Source organism: Mycoplasma sp. 5912, assembly GCF_054353835.1.
The window spans coordinates 142,089-166,938 of the sequence record NZ_JBTHHI010000002.1; the positions used below are offsets into that span (position 1 = coordinate 142,089).

Sequence of the window (24,850 nt, forward strand, 5' to 3'; positions counted from 1 at the left end):
TTATTAATTTAGATTTTTTATTTTATATTAATAAGATTAAAAAATTATTTATGATAAGTTATATTATTTTTAATTGTAAAACTTCGATATATTTGTTCAATAAGCATTATGCGAAATAATTCGTGTGGAAAAGTCATTTTGGAAAAATTTATCTTATTTTCAAAATATGATTCATCAACTCCGTTTGAACCTCCAATTACAAAAGTAACATTATCAATATCTAAAAACAAATTACCGAATTCTATTGAATCATATTGTTTTGCATTGGTAGATAAATAAAATACTTTTGAGTTTTTAGGTATCTTATCAAGGATTAATTGGGTTTCTTTTTTTATTTTCAAGTCAATATTATCATTTTTTTGTTCTTTGATTTCTATTAAATTAATTTTTGCAAAAAAAATAATTTTCTTGATATATTGTTTATAGATATCTTGGTATTCTTTTGATAAACTTCCAACAGCGATAATATTCAATTTCATTACTTTTTGCTACCTAAATAAAACATCAACATTTGTATATCAGTAGGATTTATCCCGGAAATCCGAGATGCCTGACCTATGGTTTGTGGTCGAATTGCTTCAAGTTTTTGTCGAGCTTCTGTTGCTAAATTCATCACTTTCTGATAATCTATATCTTTTGGTATTTTTAGTGAATCTAAGCGCGACATTTTTTGTGCTTGGATTTGTTGTTTTTTAATATAACCATCTAAACGGATAATGGTAGTAAGTTCATTTTTGAATTCGAAATCACCTAGTACTTCTTCTGTTTTAACATCTGGACGGGCTAAAACTTTTAACATTGAAACTCCATTTTCTATTCCATATTTTTGTGCTAATTGTGATTTTGAAGATAAAAATTCTTCACTCAGTCGCTTTATTTTTGCATCTATGGTTTGATATTTTTTTAGTACATAATCATATGTTTGTTTAGAAACCAATCCGATTTGATAACCATATTTAGATAAACGTAAGTCAGGGTTATCATTACGCAATAACAATCGATATTCAGCTCTAGATGTTAACATTCGATATGGTTCTTTTGTTCCTTTTGTTACCAAATCATCTATTAATACTCCGATATATGCATCATCACGCTTTAAAATTAATGGCTCTTTATTTTCTAGATTTAATGCAGCATTTATTCCTGCAATTAATCCTTGTGCGGCTGCCTCTTCATATCCACTTGTTCCATTGATTTGTCCTGCTGTATAGAGATTTTTAATCACTTTTGATTCTAAGGATGGTTGGATTTGTAAGGGATTTAAAGCATCATATTCAATTGCATACCCTCATTTTTGGATGCGACAATTTTGTAATCCTGGTATAGTTCTTAACATCCTATCTTGCACATCTATTGGCATTGATGTTGACATCCCGTTTACATATATAATACTTCCATCAGCTGTTTCAGGTTCAAAAAAGATTTGATGACGATGTTTATCTCGAAAACGCATTACTTTATCTTCTATGCTAGGACAATATCTAGGTCCCACCCCTTCGATTAAACCTGAATACATAGCAGATTTACCAATATTTTCTTCAATTATTTTGTGTGTTGCATCATTTGTATAGGTAAGATAACATGAAATTTGTTTATCAAGTTTGATGTTAGAACGGTTTGAAAAAGTCAATATAGTATCTTCTAAGTCTTCTTTTTCTACTTGTGAAAAATCTATTGAATCGGCATAAATTCGAGCAGGTGTACCAGTTTTAAGGCGTTGAAGATGCAAACCCAATTTTTGTAGTGATAAACTAAGTTTTGGTGTAGTTTTTTGATTATCAGGTCCGGATATAGTAATTTCATCTCCACGTAAAATTCTTGAATTCATATATGTTCCAGTTGTGATCACTAACACAGTTGTTTTTATAACACTTCCATCTGATAAAACAACACCAACTACTTTTTTTTCTGAATCTGTTAAAACTTCTTCAACAACCGCTTCAATTAAATCAATATTTAGATGCTCATTTAGTGCTTTCGCAATAATATTAGAATATTTATCTTTGTCTATTTGAGCCCTTAATGCCCTAACAGCAGGACCCTTTGATTCATTTAACATCTTAATTTGAATCATCGCTAAATCTGAAAAATATCCCTGAACTCCACCTAATGCATCAATTTCACGAGTTATAATCCCTTTTGCAGGACCCCCAATCGACGGATTACAAGGCATCATCGCTAAACGCTTTAAATCAAATGAAATTAATGCAGTTTGATGACCTTTATTTCCTAGAGCAAAAGCAGCCTCCACACCTGCATGACCACCACCAATAACGATTGCTTGATAACTTTTTTCCATATTTACCTCTTTATTTTTTATTATATTAAAAAAGTTGTATTTTTTTAGCAAAATTTTTAATTTGTTTTGCTTGTGAATTAAATCTTAATATCTTTGTGTATAAATCCCTTTATTTTCTTTTTTTACTATATATAACATAAAAAAGAAAATAAATTTATTTTATATAGCATCCAAAACAAAAATCGTTAAATTATTTCTTTCCTTAAAAATTCTGCTATAATTGCATAACCCATATATTTTTATATGGTCAGCATAAAGAGTATGGTAGTTGACAACGAAAACCATTGCCAACCGGTTTAATACACGGTGGAGAGTCAGGGGATGTATCCCAACATGCAAATGACCATCTTTATGCTCCTATTTAACTAATAAGGAGTTTTTTTATATGAGAAAATTATTTACCAGCGAATCAGTTGGAAGAGGACATCCAGATAAAGTCTGTGATCAAATTTCAGATGCGATTTTGGATGCTTATTTAACCTTAGATCCATATGCTAAAGTTGCAGTCGAAACAATGGCGAGTGGACACAACATCTTTATAGCAGGGGAAGTTAAAGCAACTGCTGATATTGATGTTATTGAAATTGCTAAAAATATCTTAAAATCCTTAGGATATTACACTAACGAAACAAGTTTTATCACAGACATCCGACACCAAAGTCCCGACATCGCTCAGGGAGTTGAATTAGGTGATGAAATCGGAGCAGGCGATCAAGGGATAATGTTTGGTTATGCAACTAACGAAACCGATGTTTATATGCCACTTGCGATTACAGTTGCACATGAACTTGTCAGGGTGGCTGAAAAACTTAGAGTTAGTGGAGATTTTGTATGAGCAAAAGCCGATATGAAATCGCAAGTTACCTTAGATTACAGCGATCCTGAACATACAAGTGTTGATACAGTTTTATTAAGCATTCAACATTCAAGTAAGTATGTTGAATCCGAATTTAAAGATTATATAGTGCAAAAAATCATTTTGCCAACATTACAAAAATTTAATTTAGATGCTCCAAAACACATCCTAATTAACCCAACCGGACAATTTATTATCGGTGGACCTATCGGGGATACTGGCTTAACAGGACGTAAAATCATTGTTGATACCTACGGTGGAGCATCGCGACATGGCGGCGGAGCTTTTAGTGGTAAGGATGCTACCAAAGTTGACAGATCTGCTGCATATGCTGCTCGATGAGTGGCAAAAAATGTTGTTGCAGCCGGTTTAGCAGATAAAGTTGAAATTCAAATTGCTTATTCTATTGGAATAGCAAAACCTATTTCGGTTATGGTTGAGACATTCGGGAGCGAAAAAATCGCTAAAGAAAAAATTGAAAATGCAATTATTAATACCTTTAATCTCACACCAAAAGCAATTATCGAAGCACTTGGATTAAGAAAACCAATTTATGCAAAAACAGCATATTTTGGACACTTTGGTAGAAATGATATCGATCTACCATGAGAGCGACTTAATAAAGTTGAAGAATTAAAACAATATTTAAAATAATTACCTAAGTTGACACTTTAAAAGACTATAATATTAAGAAAGGATTTTATGGCAAAGTTTATCGATGAAGTTAGCATATTATTGCAAGCTGGTAAAGGTGGAGATGGGATGATCTCTTTTCGTCGCGAGGCGCATGTTGATAAAGGTGGCCCAGATGGAGGCGATGGAGGTCGTGGAGGAAACATCTATTTTGTTGGTGATTTAGGTAAAAACACCTTGCTTAGTTTTTACAAAAACAAGCATATTACAGCAGAAGATGGTGTCAAGGGTGGCCCAAAAAATCTTTACGGTGCTAATGCTAAAGACACTTATGTCAAAGTTCCAATAGGAACCTTGGTATATAATGGGACGAAATTAATTGCTGATGTTATCAAAGCTGATCAAGCATATTTGGTAGCAAAAGGTGGAAAAGGTGGTCGTGGTAATAACAAGTTTAAAACCGCTAAAAACACAGCACCTAGAATTGCTGAAAACGGTATGCCTGGAGAAAAATACCAAGCACATATAGTCTTAAAAATTCTTTCTGATGTCGGTGTGGTAGGTAAGCCTTCAGCAGGAAAATCGACATTTTTAAATTCTATTTCAAATGCACATGCAAAAGTTGCAGAATATGAATTTACAACCTTAGTACCACAATTAGGAATGGTGCAATTTCATCAAAACTCTTTTACCGTTGCTGATTTACCTGGTTTAATTCAAGGTGCCGCATTAGGTAAAGGACTTGGAATTCAATTTTTAAAACACATCGAAAGATGTAAAGTCATCGCACATATTATTGATTTTGGTTCAGAAGATAAAAACCCGATTTTAGACTATGAAACTATTAATAATGAACTAAAATCATATAATTTAAAACTTGAATCAAAACCACAATTAGTTATAGCCAATAAATCTGATTTAGATGCTTTTAATTCACATTTAAAAGCATTTAAGAATAAATATCCTGATGTTAAAGTTATTTCGATATCTGCAATTTTTCATCATAACTTAGAAGCTGTTAAAGCTGCTTTATGAGAACTTATTTCAACTACTCAATTTCAAACAATTACTGAAGAAAATGATTCAGTAAAGGTTATAACTTATGAACCAGATTTTATTGTAAAAAATCCTTATAAAGGATACTTTGATGTTAATGGAAAGAAAGTTGAAGAACTTTATTATAAAATTCCTATTAACACTTATGATAACTTAGTTCGCTTTAATAACATCCTTAAAAAAATCGGTGTATGAGACGAACTAATTCGTCGCAACATCCAAAAAGGTGATATCGTTGCAATTTATGGTTTTGAGTTCGAATGAGATGACCAAGAATAGGGGGTAATATGATATCTATGTTTAAGATTCTCCCGAAAAATCTGAAGAATCGGATTTGATTTGGAGTATCTTTAATCTTATTAAATGTAATTATAACAATGTTTATTCCAATTTTTATTGCTCAATTTTTACCTCTGTTGATTAATAAAAGTGGAACATATCACATAGTACTTTTCAATCATATAATTTATCAATCTACAAATTTTTCTAATACATTAGGTCTACTTTTAGGTGTTACCTTAGGATTAATCGCTTTTTCTTCTTTTGTATCAATGATGGGTCTTTTAATCATTGTCTGATCAGGAGAAAGAGCATCAAATTTTTATCGCGATAAACTGTTTGCTAAATACCAAAAGTTATCATTAAAAGAAATTGCACAAATTACACCAGAAAGTCTTATCACTCGGATCAACGACGATGTTGCAGTCTTTTGAGAGTTTTTAGTTGGAGCAAGCACTACCTTAGTTAAAGCTCCTTTTTATATCATTGCTGGTTTAGTTTTTGCATTTTTAACTGATGTTCCTTTAACATGAGCGATTATTGCCGTAATTCCTTTGCTAGTTTTTGTAATGTATTTTATCTTTAAATTTGTTCGACCATTAATTGCGCAAAACCGTAAAAACTTGGATGCAATTACCAAAGAATCTGATGAAAACATCCTAGGAATCAGATTTATTAAAGCATATAACCTGCAAGAGCAACAATATAGCAAATATCAAAGCGCAACCAATAAATGAAAAGTTAATGAACGTGGAATTTTTTCACTCTTTTCATTAGCAATGCCTGCATTTTTCTTTATTACTAACTTAATAATTATTATTATTTATGCTGTCGCATTTGTGACAATTCAAAAAAATCCAAATACTAATATCCCACAATTAATTGCTAAGATTAATACATTTATTGAATATGAATTTATTATCGCACTTGGTATCAGTAGTTTTAGTCAATTTTTAGGAACTTTTTTCCGCGCTCGTGTTTCTGCTAAAAGAATTTCATATGTCTATAACTTCAAAAGTTCAGATAAATTATTTCCAACACATCTTAATACAAATAACGATAAAAACAGCTACAGCATTGAATTTAAAAACTTGAATTTTAAATATTTTCAAACATCTGAAGATTATGTATTAAAAGATATTAATTTTAAAATTGATGCAGGTCAAACCTTAGGAATCATCGGACCAACTGGTGCTGGAAAATCTACCTTAGCAAACTTATTGATTAAAAATATGCAATATACTGACGGAAATATTTTAATCGATAACCAAGAAGTTAATAACCTTGATACCAACCAAATCCGTAAAGATGTCGGGATTGTATACCAAGATGCTTTACTTTATTCAGGTAGCATTAAATCTAATCTACTTTTTGCTAAAGAAGATGCTACTGAACTACAAATTCAAAAAGCACTCGATTCTTCATGTGCAAACGAATTTGTTAATTCGTTTGCAGATAAACTTGATCATATTGTAGGACAACGTGGCAAAAACTTATCAGGTGGACAAAAACAACGTCTTTCGATTGCTCGAACCTTATTAATTGAACCAAAAATATTAATTTTAGATGATTCTACCAGTGCTTTAGATAACATAACTACTAAAAACCTTATTCATAATTTGTCAACAAATTATCAAACCACCAATATTATCATTTCACAAAAAATTAATTCTATCAAGCATGCTGATAAAATTATCGTTTTAGACAAAGGTAGAATCATTGGACAAGGCAGTCACGATGAACTCCTACAAACATGCCAATGATATGCTGATGTTAACTTTAACCAATTACAACAATAAGGAGCATAATGACTAAACATTCAAATTGACGTGCTTTTAAGGTTTGAATTTCTTTTATTAAAGAAGATAGAACTATTATTTATTGAGCATTATTGTTTTCTGTTTTAAATGCATTGGCTTATATTGGTGGCAGTTTTTTAATAGGATTTGTTATTAACCACTTTTTTGAACCTCTAGCAAAAGGTAATATCGCTTTTGAAAATATTTCTATCACACAGTTTGCTTTGACTCTTGCTGGATTAGGTGGATGTTATTTAATATATGCCATTTTTCGTTATTTAGAAAATAGCATTTATGCTAAAGTTGCCTTTTATGCAGCGGCAAGGGTGAGAAACAAATTAATGCATTCGCTGTTAGAAATGCCAATTAGTTATTATGATAATAATAAAACCGGGAACCTTATTTCAAGCTTAATTGTTGATTGCAATAACATCGCTTTATCGCTTTATCAAGGGCTAACCCAAGTTATTAATGCGATATTTAACATCTCGATTGCTATTATTGTTATGTCAATGGTATCTGTTTATTTAACATTAATTGTTGTTCCGTTTTCACTTTTGATGTTTGCATCAGTTGCAATTGTAATTAGACGTTCACAACCATACTTTATCAAAGTTCAAGAAGCATTTGGAGAACTTAACTCTTTTGTCGAAGAAATGTTAGCAAATACTAAGGTTACAAATGCATTTAACCGTCAAGAATTAATTAATAGTGAGTTAAAAAAGATAACCAAAAAAATTCGTCAAATTGCTTTTCGAGGTGATTTAATTACCAAGAGTCTTGAAACTATTTATTATGTGATTTCAAACTTAATTATCTTAATTATTACAGCCATTTCAGCAGTATTTTATTTATTTTCAGTCCCTGTTTTAGGTGTACCTGGGTTAGGTGCAGGGGTGGATGGAAAAGCAACTGCTGCATTAATTTTTACTTATACATCATTGAATTGAAACTTTATGGGACCTTTTCAAGCGGTATTAGGAACTGTATTTCAAGCACAAGTTGGAATTGCAGCAACTACCAGAGTTATTCGCATTTTAGATGCACCAATTGAATCGCATCAAAATGAAAAAATCCGCATTGTTAAAATCAGATTTGATCAAAATGAGCAAAAATTCATTGAAACTAACACAAATGATCCATACGCGTTTGCAGCATATAAATATAATCAAAACAATACCGTTAGTTATGCATCAGTGAAAGGGGAAGTTGTTTTTGATAATGTTTTCTTTAAATATAATCCAAATTCTTCTAATTACCAACTTAAAGGAGCTTCCTTTAAAGCTGAGCAAGGAAAAGTGATTGCGATTGTAGGACCAACTGGTGCTGGTAAAACCACAATTATTAACTTAATTTCAAAATACTATGATTACCAACAAGGAAGCATTAAAATCGATGGAAATGAGCTAAAAGAAATCAATTCAAAAGACTTGAAAGACATCTTAACTATTGTGCTACAAGATTCATTTTTATTCAATGAAACTATTTTAGCAAATCTTAAAATGACCAATCCAAATGCAAGTATGGAACAAATTGAACAAGCAACCCAAATGACACAAGCACACCACTTTATCCAAAATATGGAAAAAGGATATCAAACACAAATTGAACATAATGGAATGAATATTTCACAAGGTCAAAGACAACTGCTTTCTTTGTCGCGAGCAATTTTATCAAATCGTAATATTTTAATTTTGGATGAAGCTACATCTAATATTGATTCAAGTACTGAGCAGATTGTTCAAAAAGCAATGCTGCATCTGATGCAATATAAAACTTCATTTATTATTGCTCATCGACTTAGCACCATTAAACATGCTGATTTGATATTAGTAGTAAATGACGGAGAGATTATTGAAAGTGGAACACATGAAGAACTTCTAAATGCAAAAGGCTTTTATAATAATCTATATCGGTCACAATTTAGTAACTAATACAACCTATGGTTGTGTTTTTAATAATGTTTGTTTATACTAAAATTTGATATCATTTATCTGAGTTAATTTATGTTTATTAACAACTTTATTAACAAGTAAAATCAATATCTTTGCTTGTTTTTAAAATACACAACATAAGCATTTTTGGATTTTAACATTCTTGAAAAATTAACTTTTTACTTGAATTTATAGCACTAAAAATTTTTTTACCATATATATATATATATATAAGAGAGTATAATTTTATTCTATGAATTTATTGTGTGTTTTTTTTGTTATACAATTTTTATACAGTCAATATATATAAAAATAACAAAAACTACAAAATTAAATAAGTAAAATATAAAGGAAGAAATTATGACTAACAAAAGAAAAGGAATAATTTTTGTTTCATCTGCTGCAGTTGCTGCTACAACTGTCACAGGACTAACAATAGGAATTTTATATGATCGCAAACAAGCAAGTGATCAATATAAAACCTTATATAATAAAACTTTAAATGATATAAAAAGGGTAAACATCTCTGATGAAACTAAGAGGCTGCTTTTTGCAGATTTATCTAAATTACCAACTACATATAAGACCCCAAGACAATTTGAATATCTTGCAGAAATAAATAAGAAAATCACCGATGCAGCAGTTAATTCAGTAAATAACAAGTTAAATGAACTTGTGAATTTTGATTCTAAGGTTACTACTTTTACCAATCTTGATGATTTGATTACATTCAACGATGCTCTTGATAAATTACTTGAATTCGATAAATTACTTCCAAAACTTAATGATTCTAAGGATAAGGATGAACTTATTGCTCAGGCTGCACAAGCAACCAAACCAGAGCAAGTAGAACCTTTAATTGATCGTCTTAAAGAATTAATTGATAAACAAGCAAAAGAGTTAGCAAAACTAAAAGAAAGTGTTGATGCTAAGATTGCTAAACTTCCAGCAGTAATACAAGATAACTTTTTAGATTTACGTGCTAGAGCAGATGATGATAAAGAAAAATTACGTGAGTTATCTACTTTATTAGATAAAACTCAGTTAGTTGCTGATAAAGCAAAAGAAATTCAAAATATCTATCAAAGAGATGATGTATATCAAGATATGACTACATTAGCTCCAGGTGATGAACTACCTGGTGGACAACTTGATACCATTAACAAAAAAGTAGATGAAATCTTAAATTCAGAAGAAAATCGTGATTTAGAAGACTTAAGAAAGCAAGTACATGAGTTAAATAATGCTCTTGATGATGAAGCTGCTAAAAAAGATTTTTCAGATAAAATTGATAAAGCTGGAAACATCCCTGAACTTGTTGAGATTCAAAAACAAATTGAAGATAAACTTAGAGCAATTTCTGGGGTTGAAGGATTGTTAAATTCTAAAAAGAAAATTTTAAAAGACAGAGTTAACAAATCAAATTTACCTGAAATTATTAAACAAAGATATCTCGATGATATCGATAATGCTAACCTTTTATCAGATTTAGATAACATCGAAACTGAATTAAAAGGTGTTTTAGCAATTGAAGATGCTAGAAATGCTGCACGTGCTCAAATTGAAGCACTGAATAATCCACCTAGAAATGAACTTTTAAACGAACTTAATAATGCTAATACCTTAGAAGATATTAATAAGGTAGGACAAAAAGCACTTGATTTGTTAAATGTTGCTAAAAAAGAAGCCAGAACCAAAATTCGTTTACTAGATGGTGATTATGATAATAAAAACCGTTTAGATGTTGCACTTGTTGATGCTAAAACACAAAAAGATGTAGTTGATTTAGAATTAGAAGCAGAACGTATTTTCCAAAAAATTAAAGATAATACCCAAGATGATATTAATAAAATCGATCCTAATGGTGAATTTAGTCAATTTAAAAAAGAACTACAAAGCAAACTTACTGATTTAAATAATAATCCAAACGCTATAGCAAAAGACTATTTAGACTTATCTAAAAAAGCAAACACCGTTGATAACTATGAAGAAGCTAAAAAGCGTGCTAATGAATACTACAATAAATTAGATGATGAAAACAAAGCCAAAATTACTAAAGAATATAACACTATAAATTCAGCACAATTCGATCCTGAAAAACTTTTTGATCCTAATGATAAAACCACTAATCAAGCCTTTAAAGCAGTTTTAGATGCTAAGGAAAAAATCGAAGATATTTATAACTTCCAAGAAAACAAAAAAATAGCACAAGACGGAATCGATAAAATTGAAAATGCTACTAAAAAAGCAGAATTTAAAGATCGTTTATTAAAAGTAACTAACAATGCTGAATTAGCAGGATTAATTTCAGATATTAAAAACTACCACAAACTTGAATCAGATAATAAACTTACCAACGGACAACTTGAATATATTATTAATAAATACATCAAAGATCCTAAGAAGAAAGCAGAATTATTAAATAACCTTAAAAATGCTACAAGTGATTCAAACGGAAAGACAATTGATAATCAAAATACCATTTTTGATAATCTTTCTAAAATCCGTAATGAAATTACTAATAGTATTGATGCACAAAACCAACTTGATTCACAAAAAGAACAAATTGGTGCTTTAATCGACCGAATTAGCGATCCTGCTAAAAAACTTGCTTTTCGTGATAAATTAGTTGATGTCAACGATCCAAATGCTGCAAACGATTTATTAGGTTCGATTGATAATCAAATTAAATTACAAAACGAACAATCACATTTAAGCAACCTAGCTGATAATATCATTGATCCAAAAACAAAACAAGAGTTTTTAAACAAAATAAATTCACTACCTGATGCTGCTGCTGGTGCTGCTTTAGCAGAGCAAATTAATAAATCCTTAGCAGACCAAGATGCAGCACTAGCGACTGCCAAAACTGCTGCTAAAGATAAATTAGGTTTATTATCGAATGCTAATCCAAAAAAACTAGATTTATATAACCAACTTTCTAATGCTAAAACACCACAAGAAATTAAAACTATTTCTGATCAAGTTGATTCATATATTAACGAACTTAAAGATCAAGCTAAAAAGGCTATTGCTCGCACCGAAGGTGGATTAACTGAATATAACGGAGATTTAAAGCAAAATTTAGAATCTTCTTTTGGTGCATCACAAGTTGAAGCCGCTATCCAAAATGTTATCGATCAAGCTAACAAAGCATTCTCAGATGTTCATGATAAAGTTATTGATACATTAGATGGAGATGGAAGCACAGCAAATCCTGGTCTTAAAGATACTGACAAAAAAGCTAAATATGCACAAGATATCATTAATTCAAATACCATTAAAGACTTAAATAATGTTTTAGATAAAATTAATAAATCTATTGCATATGAGCACGCTCATGATGCTGCTGATGCACAACTACAAAATGTACAAGATCCACAAAAAGCTGCTGAATTAGCTAAGGAACTAGAAGCAACTAAAGCAAATGAAGATACTCCAGGTGCAAATGCAATTTTAGATAAAATTAACCAACAAATAGAATCTGAACACAATGAAATTGCTAATTTAGTAGCACAAACTAAAGAACAAATCAAGAAATTATATAAACCAGAAAATATCGACTTATTCAATAAACGTGCAAATAAACCTGACTTAGGTTTATTAGATGCTCGTGATATGCTTAAAACCATCAAAAATACCATTGCTTTAGAACAAGATGAATTAGCTAACAAAAAAACACAAGCTCGTAAAGATACACAAGCTCGTTTATTAGCAGGCCCAAAACTTGATGAATTTAAAGAAAAAATCCAAGCTGCACAATCTCAAGTAGCTGTTGATGGTGTTATTAAAGAAGTTGATGCATATTTACAATCTTTAAAAGATGATGCAAAAGCACAAGCATTAAAACTTAACGACAACGAAGGTCTTATCCGTGATATTGATGCTGCAATAACACAAGCAGCTATTGCTGCAGCTAAACAAACCGCAATTACTCGTTTAAACGATGCTAAGGCACAAGTATCGAATCGAATCGATGAAGTAATTAATGTTGTTGCTGCTGATAATAAAGCATTAAAAGATGCTTTAGCTGCTGCTGATAATCAAACACAAATTAATCAAGTAAATAATGACATTGATGCTAAGTTAGCTGCTTATAATGCTGATACTAAAGCCGATGTAGCCCGTTTGAATAACCCCGATGCTGATCACATCATAACTTCCGAACACTGAACTACCCAATCCATTTCAAAACAACAACGTGATCGTGTTTCAGATAAAATAAATTCTAGACTTTCAGAATATGATGCTACCCTCGCTAAATTAGTCGGTGATAATACAATGCATAAAAAATATGCTGATATTAAAGCGGCTATGGATACATCAAAAGTTAAAGAACAACAAATTCTTGACTATATTTCTGAAATGAATGCTGCTTTTGAAGGACAAAAACAAAATGATTTAGGATTACTTTCTTCCGTTACAAACAACGAACAAAAAAGCGTCTTGAATCAAATGGTTAATACTGCAGCAACCATTCAAGATTTAAACGATGCTAAAACTGCAATCCAATTACAAATTCATAAAGAAGCAGTTTTAGCAACCTTAGATTCTAAAAAACTTTTCCCTGAACAAAAGACTTCATTTAATGTATCTATCAATGGAGCACAAAGCGAAGATGCATTGAATCAAGTAATCAAGGACTTGGAAGTCAAGGATGTATATAACCGTGCTTTACAACCACAAATTAATGCTGCAACTGCTGCTAATAATAATATCGACTTGGATGAATCAAAAGCAACCAAAGATGAATATGCACAATTAATCAATGATGCTCGAAGCAACGAGGATGTTGCTGCTGTTATGGCTAAAATCAAAGCATTCTTAGATGCTAAAAAGGCTGAAGCAAAAACTCAAGTTGATAAACTTACTGGTAGACAATCTAGAGAAACCGAGCAAGGTAATCTTGATAGCACCCAAAGTGAAAGTGGATATAAACAAATTAAAGATGCAGCTGCTAAAATCTTCTCAGATGAACAAGCTGATTTAAAAAAACTATTAAATGGATATACATATACTGATAATAATCAAAAAGTTCAAAGTGTAACAGGGGTAAGTGATCAAAGTTTTAAAGATGCTGCATTAAAAGCAATTGATAATGCTGCTAATATGGGAGAGTTAGATGCAGAACGCATTAAAATCAATAATCAAAAGACTCGTGAAGGTATTCAAAAATTAATTGATACAATTCAAGAAAGTACTGATAAAGCAAAACTGCAAAATGATTTAAATCAAGCTCAAAATGCAGAAAGTTTACAAAAAGTCGAAACTGAAGTTAATAGTAAACTTACAAATCAAAGTAATCAAGTTACTGCTTTAAAAGCGCAAGTTAAAGAAAAATTAAATGTTTTAAATAGTTCTAATAGTGTAAGAACCGAAATTGAAAAAACTATTGATAACCAAACTCAAATCTTTAAACTAAAAGAGGATTCACAAAAAATTGATACTGAACTAAAACGCATTCGCGATGAAGTACAAAAAGAAATTACCCAAAAGATTCAACCTACTAATCGAAATAATGAAAACCCAGGTCATCTTAATAAGTATAACGAACTTCAAGAACAAGTTAAAAATGCTCGAACTGATGAAGATTTATTAAGAATTAAAAATACTATTATCCCAGATTACCTTAAATCAGTTGTTGCACAATATAAAAGTAAAATCGATAGCAGTTTAGATGCAACCGATGCAAAAGAATTTGATACAAAACTGCAAACAGCTGAAAAATTTGTTCCTACTGCAGCAACTCAAGGTTCTGGGGGTTCACAAGGTGGTTCAACAATACCTGGAAGTGGGTCTACCAGTTCAACTACCCCTGCTACCAAAGATTTATCTACTGTCAACCAAATTGATGATGTTCTAAAACAAGCTCAAGATAAATTAAAACAAAATGCAGAAACCCTTAACAATAAAGTTGAAGATGCTAGCAAAAAAGCAGAATTTACCAAAGAATTAAATGATGCATATAATCAAACTAATACCGGTTCAGTATTTGTTAATAAACTTGAAAAGATTAAAGAAGTTTATGACAAGATTCAAACACAAAGACAACTTGAAGAAACTAACTTAAAAAATCTGAAAGCACAAATTACTAACCAAATTAATGCATCACTTAATGATTCTGCTAAATCTGCTAAAAAGACTGAATTAGAAAATGAATTAAAATTAGCAGATACATCTACTAAAGCAAATGATGTAAAAACAAAAGTAGAAAAAGAAATTACCGATGCTAAAACTACAGCAACAGCAGTAATTGAAAAATTAAAAGGTAATAACAGATACGATAATTTAAAACAAAGACTTGACCAAAGTAATGATTTAAATAACATCAATACCATCCAAGCTGAAGCAAACAAAGTTTTAAATGACTATAAAAATGAAGTTACTGCTGCGATTAATCAAGTTGAAGATAATTCTACTAAAACCACATTAACAAGTGAAGTAAATGATACCAGCAAACAAACATATACTGAATTATCTAACATCAAAAACAAAGCACAAATCAAATACAAACAAGAACAAATTACTAAAGAAATTAATCAATTATGAAACAAAGATAATTACCAAAATCAAGTTAACGCCACCGATGTTACCTTAGATAAATTAAACAACATCGAATCGCAAGTTCAAGCTGCTAAACGCAATCAAGATACTCAATTAGCTCAAGCTAAAACCGAGGCTAAACAATATATTGATAAAGCAAGCAAAGCAAATGAATATAATAACGAGCTACAAAATGCTACTACCTTAGATGCTGTTAAAACTGTTAAAGATAAAGCGATTAAAGATGTTGAAACTGCTAAGAATGCTGCATTAGCTGAACTAAATAAACTACAAGGTTCTCCAGATTATAATACCTATAATCAACTTATCAACGATACATCTAAAACAGAAAGTGCTTTAAATCAACTTAAAACTAATGTTGAACAAAAAATATCACAAGCTCGCACTGATGCTGAAAATGCTATTAATGCTACATCTGCATCTAATAAAGCAGAATTAATTAAAGAATTAAAGGATACATCTAAAACAGATACATATGCAAAAATTAAATCACTTGAATATGCTGCTAAGGTTCAAGAAAAAGCCGACCCAATTAAAACAAGTATTTCAAGCATTTTATCAAGAGACCAAAGTCCATATACTACTCGATTAACTAGCATCACTTCTACTCATCCGACATCTGAAGCAGATATGAATCAGAAACTTAATGAACTTAATCAATTATCTGCTGATGTAACTACAAAAAATCGCGAACAAACCGTTGCAATCCAGTCTGCTTTACAAGCATTTAACCAACAAGTAGATAAAATTGATGTATCGACTGATAAAAAGAATGAATTTAAAAACCAAGCAGGAAGCAGTGATCCACAAACTATTAAAGATGCTGAAAATAAAGTTACTGAATATCTAAATTCTAAACAACAAGAAATTAATAATTTACTAAATAAATTTATTCCAGTGAATGAGAACGGAGCTAACCGTAAGCAATTTGAAAATGATTTAAAAGGTGCTCACAAAGAATCTGAATATAATGCTTTAAAAGCAAAAATTGAAGCTAAATTTAACGATATTAAAGCAAATGCTGAAGTTGCAAACAAAATCTTTGGTAATGAAAAAAATTCAGAATTTAATACTGCTAAAACAACCGATACCGAAAAAGCATATACAGATTTTACTAACAAAATAAACCAAGAATTTAACAACCTTAAGAACCAAACCAAAGCTTCTTTGGATGGTATCACTAATAATTCTGAAAAAGCAAAATTACAACAACAAATTGATTCAGCACCTACTAAAGCAAAAATCGAAGAAATAAAAACTCAGATACAACTGCAAAAAGATAAAGAATCTGCACTAAACGAAGCAAATAAACTTTCAGATTCTAATGTTCAAAAACAAACTATTATTAATGCTATAAATAATGCTACTACATCTGATGATGTAAATAATCAAAAAACTGCTGCAACAAATGCTTTAAAAACTATTAAAGATAAAGCAACTAATGATTTAAATAAAATTACTGGTGACGTAGCACATGTGCAAGCGCAACAAAACTTACAAAATGCTACCACCGAAGATCAAATTAAAGCAGTTGAAAACACTATTGCAACAACTCTTGCAAATAAGAAAAACGAAGTTCAAAACGAAATCAATCAACTTGCTTCAAATCCTTCAAGTCTTTCTACAACTGGTAAAGACACCATTAGTGATTTAAATAATTTAAAGAAACAAGTTATTGAAGAAGCTAAAAAACAAGCAAAAACTGAAGTAGATAAAATTGCTACAAATAATTCTGAAAAAACTAAGTTAGAATCACAACTTAATAATGTTGCATCAGTTGCACAAGCTAATGAAATCAAAAAGCAAGCTGTTGCTCAACAAAATCATGACCAAGCACTTGCTAGTGCTAAAAGTAACGCATTGCAAATTGTTAATAAATTAGCAGATACAAATAACAAAAAGAATGAATTAAAAAATGCAATAAATGCAGCAACTGATCCTTCCGTCGCACAAGCAAAGGGTCAAGAAGCACAAACTATTTTAAATAATCTAAATAATGAATTCACCAAAACTAAAAACCGTTTTGATGCTAATTCAACAGATTCAGTGTTTGTAACAAACCAACATCCGGCTGATAATGAAAAAGCAATTACCGATGCAACTACTGCTTTAAAAAACGAATTAGCAAAAATTAAGGATAACGCATCTGCTGCTGTTGAGAAGTTAAAAGTTAATACAAGCGCAACAAATGATTCTTCTGAAAATAACGATTATAATCAATTAAAAGAAGCACTTAATAAATATATTACCAATAATCAAATTAATGATCAAGCAACCGAAAGTGATTTAAATAACATCATTAATCAAGTAAATCAAAAACTTAATAATAAAAAATCTGATGTAAAAGCACAAGTTGATGCACTAACACAATCGCAAGAAAAAACCAATTTAGAAAATCAACTTAAATCAACTGATTTAACTAAAAATACTTTGGTAGATATTGAAAATAAAGCCAAAAGACAAAAACAAGTTGATGATACTATTACATATATTAATAATAAAAAATTAAATGCTGATGGGGTGAATAATCAAAACATTATCCCTGATACTGATAAAAATAACTTTATTAATCAAGCAAAACAACCAAATGCAAATCTTGATCAAATAAAGCAAGAAGTTGATAATAAATTTAATGAAATTAAAAATTCTTTAAAAGCTGCTAAAGATGCTGCAAAAGCTGCAATAAATAAACTTCCTGTATCACAACGAAATAATTATTCAATTGATTCACTTACAAAAGTAGCTGATGTCAACGCTAAAAAAACACAAGCAGAGTCTGCTTTAAATACTATTCGTAATGATGTACAAACTGAAATTAATAAACTTGGTAGTTCACAAAAATCTTATTTAGAAAGCAAAAAGAATCAAGAAAACAACGACGGACAAAAATTATTATATCTAAAAGAAGAAGCAAAACGAATTAAAACCAAATCAGATGATGTTAGCTCTTATATCGATTCACAATTTGCAAATAATAATGCTCAAAAAACTTACTTTAAAGATCAAGTAAATTCAACAAACGGAGATAACGAAACAAAACTAGATTCATTAAAAGCAAAAATTACTAAGGTTGCTGCTAAGGTTACTGATGTACAAAATACATTAAATTCAGCTGGATTGCCACATAATGAAGTATCACAATTTACTACTGAACTAGGTAATGCACATGATGAAAGTACATTAGATACTTTAAAAAACAAAATCTTAGTTGCTAAGGCTAAAAATGATGCTTTAAATGAAATAAATAAATTAGATAATAATCAAAAATCAACCTTACAGAGTGAATTGACAAATAATAGTACCCAAAGCATTGATTCATATAATACAATCAAAAATAAAGCAGTACAACTTAAAAAAGATATCGATGCAGCTCAAAGTGAAATTAATAAATTACAATCTGGTAACCAAACTGATTTAAAAACTAAATTATCAAATGCTAAGGATTCATCAACTGCAACAAAAATTAAAAATGATGCAATTACTTTAAAACAACAAGTTGATGCTGCTAAATCACAAATTGATACTATTTTAAACGACAGCAAATATGCATCTAAGAAAAATGACTTAATTAACAATTCATTATATAATGCAACTGATAAAAATAGTATAGATTCTGCTGTTAATGAAGCTAAAAAGTATAAACGTGGTGAAGAAATAAAAGAACTTAAAGATCAAATATCTGGATTGATAAATCGCCTAAGTGATCAAAGTAAGAAAAATGATTTTACCAATAAAAACAATGCAGTAAATAATCACGATTATACCAATGAATCAACTTATAATAGTGATACATCTACTTTAAATAATTTAAAAGCAGAAGTTTCAAATTATTTAAATCAAAAGAAAACTGAAGCACAAAATCAACTTAACCGTCTTAGTTCAACTGGTGCTACCAAAGTATCTAACTATGATTCATTGAAGAATTTAGTTAATTCAGATAATACCACCGAAAGCCAATACCAAAAAGTAGTTACTGATGTAAATTCAGAAATTAATAAACTTAAAGATGATGCTTTAAAAGAAATTAATAAACTACCAAAAGAAATTATTCAATCAAATAATTTAATGGATGGATTAGATGCTACTAATGTAACACAACAAACAATCGAAAATAAAAAGGCTTTAGCAATAGCTCAACAAAAAAATAAGGAAAATATTGCTAATACGATTATTAAACGTCTCGATGGAATCGATGAGCAAAGTAAAAGCAAATTAGCAGATGAATTATCAAAAGCTAAAACTGATACAGAAAAGCAAGATATCATTGATAAAGCACAAGCATCATATACTAATACCATTAATGATATTAAAGATGCTTTAGGAATATCTGAGATTATTCAACAAGGTAGTGGTGAAACTAAAGATCAAACATATAAAAATATCCTACAAATTGATGATGCTAAGAAAAAAGAAATTGAAAAAGCAATATCTGATGGAGATAGTGCTAAGTTAGCAGAGATAAAAAAAGAAATTGATGCTAAGAAAAAAGAAATCGCTGATAAAGCCAAAGCAGAAGAACAAAAAAGATATAATGATGCTGTAAGCAAATCACAAAAAGCATTTGATAATCATGGATTATTAGGTTCTAATAGTGGATATTCTAATATATATACAGATGAACTAAAAAATCTTGCTGAAAGTTTAAATAAAAAGCGAGAATCAATAATAAAAGATAATACTTTATCGCAAGATGAAAAAATCACTAAATTAACAGACATTGAAAAACAAGCTAATGCTATATTCATGGGTATAAATGATCGTTTATCTCACGACTTAGAGGTAATTAAAACAAAAGATCCATCATTTTATAATAACTACAAAGGATATATCGATTCTTTTAATAGTATTAGAGATATCGATTATTCAACATTTAGATATCAAGCGATCATCAAGAAATACAATGAATCACAATTTAATGATCAAAAACAACAAATTCAAAATCTAAGAAATCAACTTAAAAACATCATTGCTCCTTTAGATGGTGATGCAATGTATTCACAACTACTTACACAAGCAGATTCTACTACAGATAACTCATTAGTATCCAAATTCCAAAACATAGTTAATGACAGACTTGAAAAATTAAGACATGAAGCTCTTGCTGCAGTTACTGCAAAACTTGGTGATGCTACAGCAGCTAATAATAATAATAATAAACGTGCTGATTGAAACAACCGTATCAATAACAGCAGTTCTACTAATACTTATAAAGCATTTAAAGCAATTATGGATGAAATTGATAAATATTCACCAAATTCACAAACTGATGCATATGTTGGTGAACAAGGTGATCACGACGCTAATGTTGCTAATGGTAATTTCTTTGATACCAAATCAAATCCATTATTCGGATGACAACAATTTAGATTACCTGATAATGTACAAAAACAACTTTCGAATGCAATTGCAAATTCGACTGGTGATGCAAAAATTGCTGCACAAAAGAAATTCTTAAATTCTTTATTTGACTACCGTTCATTCCAAGTCTTTAAGGAATATCTATTAAACAACTTCTTTAAAGTAAATCCACAACCACTTACTGCAGATATTACTTTTGATGTAAGTAAAAAAATCAAAGAGTGAGCCCCTACCCAAATATCTGGTTTAGAAACAGGTGATTCACATATCGGAAATTACTACAAAGAACTTGCTTTAAAATGATATCACTATGTAACTAGACCACAACCTGGTAAGGAAACTACAAATCAACCACAAGTTACTTTATTTACCAAAGAACAAGCAAACTTCATGATTGGAGAAGTTATGAACCCACGTGCTAAGAAGTTTGCTCGTAATGTTATTGTAGAATCAAAACGACTTGCCTTTAATCAAAAAGTTAAATATTTAGACTTATTGGCTAAATCCGTTTCTAGAAATGACATCTTAACAGTATTGAGAAAAGTAAATGCAGATGATCCAACCTTACCAACATCTATTTCGCCAAACTATTCTGCTTCACATTATTGAAAATATGAAGATACAGACTGAATTCGAAACAATATACCTGGTTCAAGACTTGATCCAGCTTGACCACAACTTTATAGTATTGACACAAGTTATGGTGGAGTATATATGAACTTTGATAAAATTAAATAAGATGTAAAAAACTAATGCAATTTGCGTTAGTTTTTTACATCTGATTTAGAAAAATTTTTGTTTTGTTTGTTTTGGTATGATATAATAAAAATAATGGATAAAAAGCAAGAAATAAAATTTATTGATTTGTTTGCTGGTATAGGTGGATTTCGACTTGGTTTAGAAAGTAATATAACCAAGTGTGTTTTTGCTTGCGAAATTGATGCACATGCAGCAACAATGTATCAAGCAAATTTTGGTGATGATCCTAGTTGCGATATTAGCAATCTGGATGCTAAGAATATTCCAGATTTTGATATCCTATGTGCTGGGTTTCCTTGTCAAGCATTTTCGATATCAGGAAAGCAAAAAGGATTCAACGATGCAATTCGTGGAACCTTATTTTTTGATATCATTAGAATCTTAAGGGAAAAGAAACCAAAAGCATTCATCTTAGAAAATGTTGCTAATTTATTAAAACACGATAAGGGAAATACCTTCTTTATTATGCAAAAAACATTAACTGAATTAGGATATACAGTTTCATACAAAGTTTTAAATGCAAAAGATTTTGGTGTTGCTCAAAATCGAGCAAGAATTGTAATCGTAGGAAATAACCAAGGGAAAGTGTTTGATTTTGATAAAATCAAAATCAATCCAGTTAGTTCAATGAAAGAATTTTTAGATAAAGATGCTAACGAATATCTAAATCAAAATGAATACACATTATTAGATCAATCACAAATAAAAATACAAAAATCTGGATTAATTTTTATCGGATATCGAAATAAAAAGATTCGTAATAAAGGCATTGATAAAGAAACCATGCATCTATCAAGAGTGCATAAACAAGTGAATCGGATTTATTCTTCAAAAGGACTAGTTCCAACAATTACATCGCAAGAAAAAAGTGGAAGATACTTTATTCATAATAACAATAAAGTCAGAAAATTAACATTAAATGAGTGTTATAAGCTGATGGGTTTCCCTGATTACTTTAAGAAAATCGAACCAACTTCAAAATTATATGAAAGAATAGGCAATAGTGTTTGTGTACCAATGATAAGGCAAATTGCTAATGAAATGATACATCAGTTTTGAGATAATAGGGAGAATATGGATATAACAACATTTTTAGAAAATATTTATAAAGAGTCTTTGACTTTCACATCAGTTGACAAAACAAATTTAAATAATAAACAAAAACATAATATTCAAATAATAGTTGATCACGAAGAAGGTTATAAAGGGGTTTTTACAGTTTTAGTTACTTCCTTAGTCTATAAAATTCTACATCCACACCAAGACATTAGATTACATCAAGCAAATATGAAAAATGGATATAGTGGAAGAAGTTTTGATGCAAAATATATTACACCTTTTTTAAAACAAAAACAGTTTTTAGGTGCAATGAAGGAATCAGGATGAACAACTAGAACCTTAGAACAAAATTTCGCTTATAATTTAGATTATCCAGGTAAAATAAGTAACATAGATATCAAGAATGCATTTTTAAGTATTTTATATGATGTGCAAGAATTAAATATTGATCCACGGTTATATTTAAAATCTCTGTTTGCATTAAGTATTAAACAAAAAGAGATAAAATCTGTGAATATTTTAAATCCCATTACTAATAAGACACAAATAACAATTGATGATATTATTAATCTTTTAAATCAACATTTTTATTACAATTATAAATCACGCGGCGCATCAATTCTACCTGTTATTGCTTTATATAGCATCTATCAATGTATCCTAAAAGAAAATCATAGATATAAAGACAAAATTTTAAATCCACTTAGTTCACATTACAGTAGTGATAAAAGTTCCAAGAATGTTGCTGATATAATCATCAAAAATAAGGATGGTTCACTATTTGAAGCAATTGAAGTTAAATTTAATATAAAAGCTAATGATATATTACTTGCCGATTCATACATAAAGTTTAAAAACACTAGTATCCAAAGATTTTATTTGCTTTCTACGGTAAAGCAAGATGAAACAGAAAGAATTAATCAACTTATCAATAAAATCAAACTTGAACACGGTTGTCAAGTAGTTGTAAATGGTGTATTAGAATCGATAAAGTATTATCTAAGACTTTTGCATAATACTGAAAATTTCATCGAAAATTATATTAACAATATGAAAGAAAACAACGAGATAAATTCTGAGCATAAAATTGCTTGAAATCATATAATTAATGATTTTAAAAATACATAAATATGTTTAACAACAAAAGGAGTATAATATTATAATACTTCGAGAAAGGATGATATGAAATATTTTAAGTCAAACTTATTAAAATATATATTAGCTATCTCTCTTTCTTCTATCGGTTCTGAAGCATTTAAACTTAGTAGTTCATTATATATCTTTAAATTTACTGGTGATTTTTGGGTTGTGTCTCTACTTTATATTCTAATGCAACTTCCTGCCTTAATTATTTATTTATTTGCTAATAAAATTATAAAATTTTTAAAAGATAAAAATGCTTTATTTTTGGTAGATATTTTAAGTGCTATAACACTTATCATTCCCTTTGTTGCTTTCTTTTTTATATTCAAAAATGCACATACACCTTGATTTTCTTACTTATTACTTTCTATTAATATATTAATTTCCTTAATTCACTCATATCGATTTATTCATCTAAAAAATATTGTATATCATTATGCGAGTTCACAAAAAGAGTTAAGAAACATTAATACTGGATTTTCGATAGCTATTTCACTTGGAATATTCATATCACCAATACTTTCTTTATTTTTTGTGTATCTGGAATTTTATTTATTAATCCTATTCAACATATCTACTTATTTAATTTCTGGATTTCTTTATATTTCAAGCAAACCTAGCGAAAAAGCTTATGAATTTGTAAAAACAAACACTGATGTAAATATAAAACCGATATGATATAAATGGGTTTATATCATATCAATATCAATTTTTATTGGAATATTTTTATATCCAAAGAATTCAGGTTTAATTCCTTTCTTTAAGTATACTAATTTTGATTATTCACAATGGATGTTTTATTTAACAATACTAATGTCTGGAGTTGCTTTTGTAACAGGACTAATCCTTATAATTCTTAATAATAAAAATGTCAAAATAAATATCAATACCAGTTGGCTAATTTTGATAATGACTTTAATTAATCTAAGTTGATTTTTTGTAGATTTATCATCTTCGAAATTTATATCTACTATTTACTATATTATCATAAATGTAATTCAACAATTTCTTTTTAGTATTATGCTTCCGAATTATTATGATGAAACATATAAACTGTAAAGTAGGACAAAAAGATTAACAATTAATTCTGTTAATCTTTTTGTTTTATTAA

General features: G+C 29.5%; 9 protein-coding genes. 7 read left to right on the plus strand and 2 right to left on the minus strand.

The annotated features are described in order from the left end of the window. Nucleotides 1-44: 44 nt before the first annotated feature. On the minus strand, nt 45-479 hold the full coding sequence (locus ACXYRP_RS01170; RefSeq protein ID WP_458607265.1) for a 23S rRNA (pseudouridine(1915)-N(3))-methyltransferase RlmH: 435 nt from the start codon (nt 477-479) through the stop codon (nt 45-47). Continuing rightward, nucleotides 479-2,299: a tRNA uridine-5-carboxymethylaminomethyl(34) synthesis enzyme MnmG gene (gene mnmG, locus ACXYRP_RS01175; RefSeq protein ID WP_458615047.1), complete on the minus strand. Its 1,821-nt coding sequence runs from the start codon at nt 2,297-2,299 to the stop codon at nt 479-481. Before mnmG ends, ACXYRP_RS01170 begins: the two co-directional genes overlap by 1 nt. Before the next feature lie 385 nt (nt 2,300-2,684). Here mnmG and metK point away from each other — a divergent pair, with 385 nt between their 5' ends. From metK to ACXYRP_RS01210, 7 genes are all read left to right on the plus strand, one after another. Next, the gene (metK, locus tag ACXYRP_RS01180; RefSeq protein ID WP_458597503.1) at nt 2,685-3,809 is read left to right on the plus strand and encodes a methionine adenosyltransferase; all 1,125 of its coding nucleotides are present in this window, start codon (nt 2,685-2,687) and stop codon (nt 3,807-3,809) included. A gap of 48 nt (nt 3,810-3,857) precedes the next feature. Next, a complete protein-coding gene (obgE, locus tag ACXYRP_RS01185) occupies nt 3,858-5,123 on the plus strand; it encodes a GTPase ObgE (RefSeq protein WP_458597504.1) in 1,266 nt (421 codons plus the stop codon). A gap of 17 nt (nt 5,124-5,140) precedes the next feature. After that, a complete protein-coding gene (locus ACXYRP_RS01190) occupies nt 5,141-6,922 on the plus strand; it encodes an ABC transporter ATP-binding protein (protein ID WP_458615048.1) in 1,782 nt (593 codons plus the stop codon). Nucleotides 6,923-6,930: 8 nt separating this feature from the next. Continuing rightward, on the plus strand, nt 6,931-8,856 hold the full coding sequence (locus ACXYRP_RS01195) for an ABC transporter ATP-binding protein (protein ID WP_458615049.1): 1,926 nt from the start codon (nt 6,931-6,933) through the stop codon (nt 8,854-8,856). A gap of 360 nt (nt 8,857-9,216) precedes the next feature. Then, nucleotides 9,217-21,516, plus strand: a complete 12,300-nt coding sequence (locus ACXYRP_RS01200; protein ID WP_458615050.1) for a hypothetical protein — start codon at nt 9,217-9,219, stop codon at nt 21,514-21,516. Nucleotides 21,517-21,609: 93 nt separating this feature from the next. Then, nucleotides 21,610-23,724: a DNA (cytosine-5-)-methyltransferase gene (gene dcm / locus ACXYRP_RS01205; protein WP_458615051.1), complete on the plus strand. Its 2,115-nt coding sequence runs from the start codon at nt 21,610-21,612 to the stop codon at nt 23,722-23,724. Nucleotides 23,725-23,778: 54 nt separating this feature from the next. Then, nucleotides 23,779-24,798 (plus strand): MFS transporter, encoded by a 1,020-nt coding sequence (locus ACXYRP_RS01210; protein ID WP_458615052.1) that lies wholly within the window; start codon nt 23,779-23,781, stop codon nt 24,796-24,798. Nucleotides 24,799-24,850 lie beyond the last annotated feature (52 nt).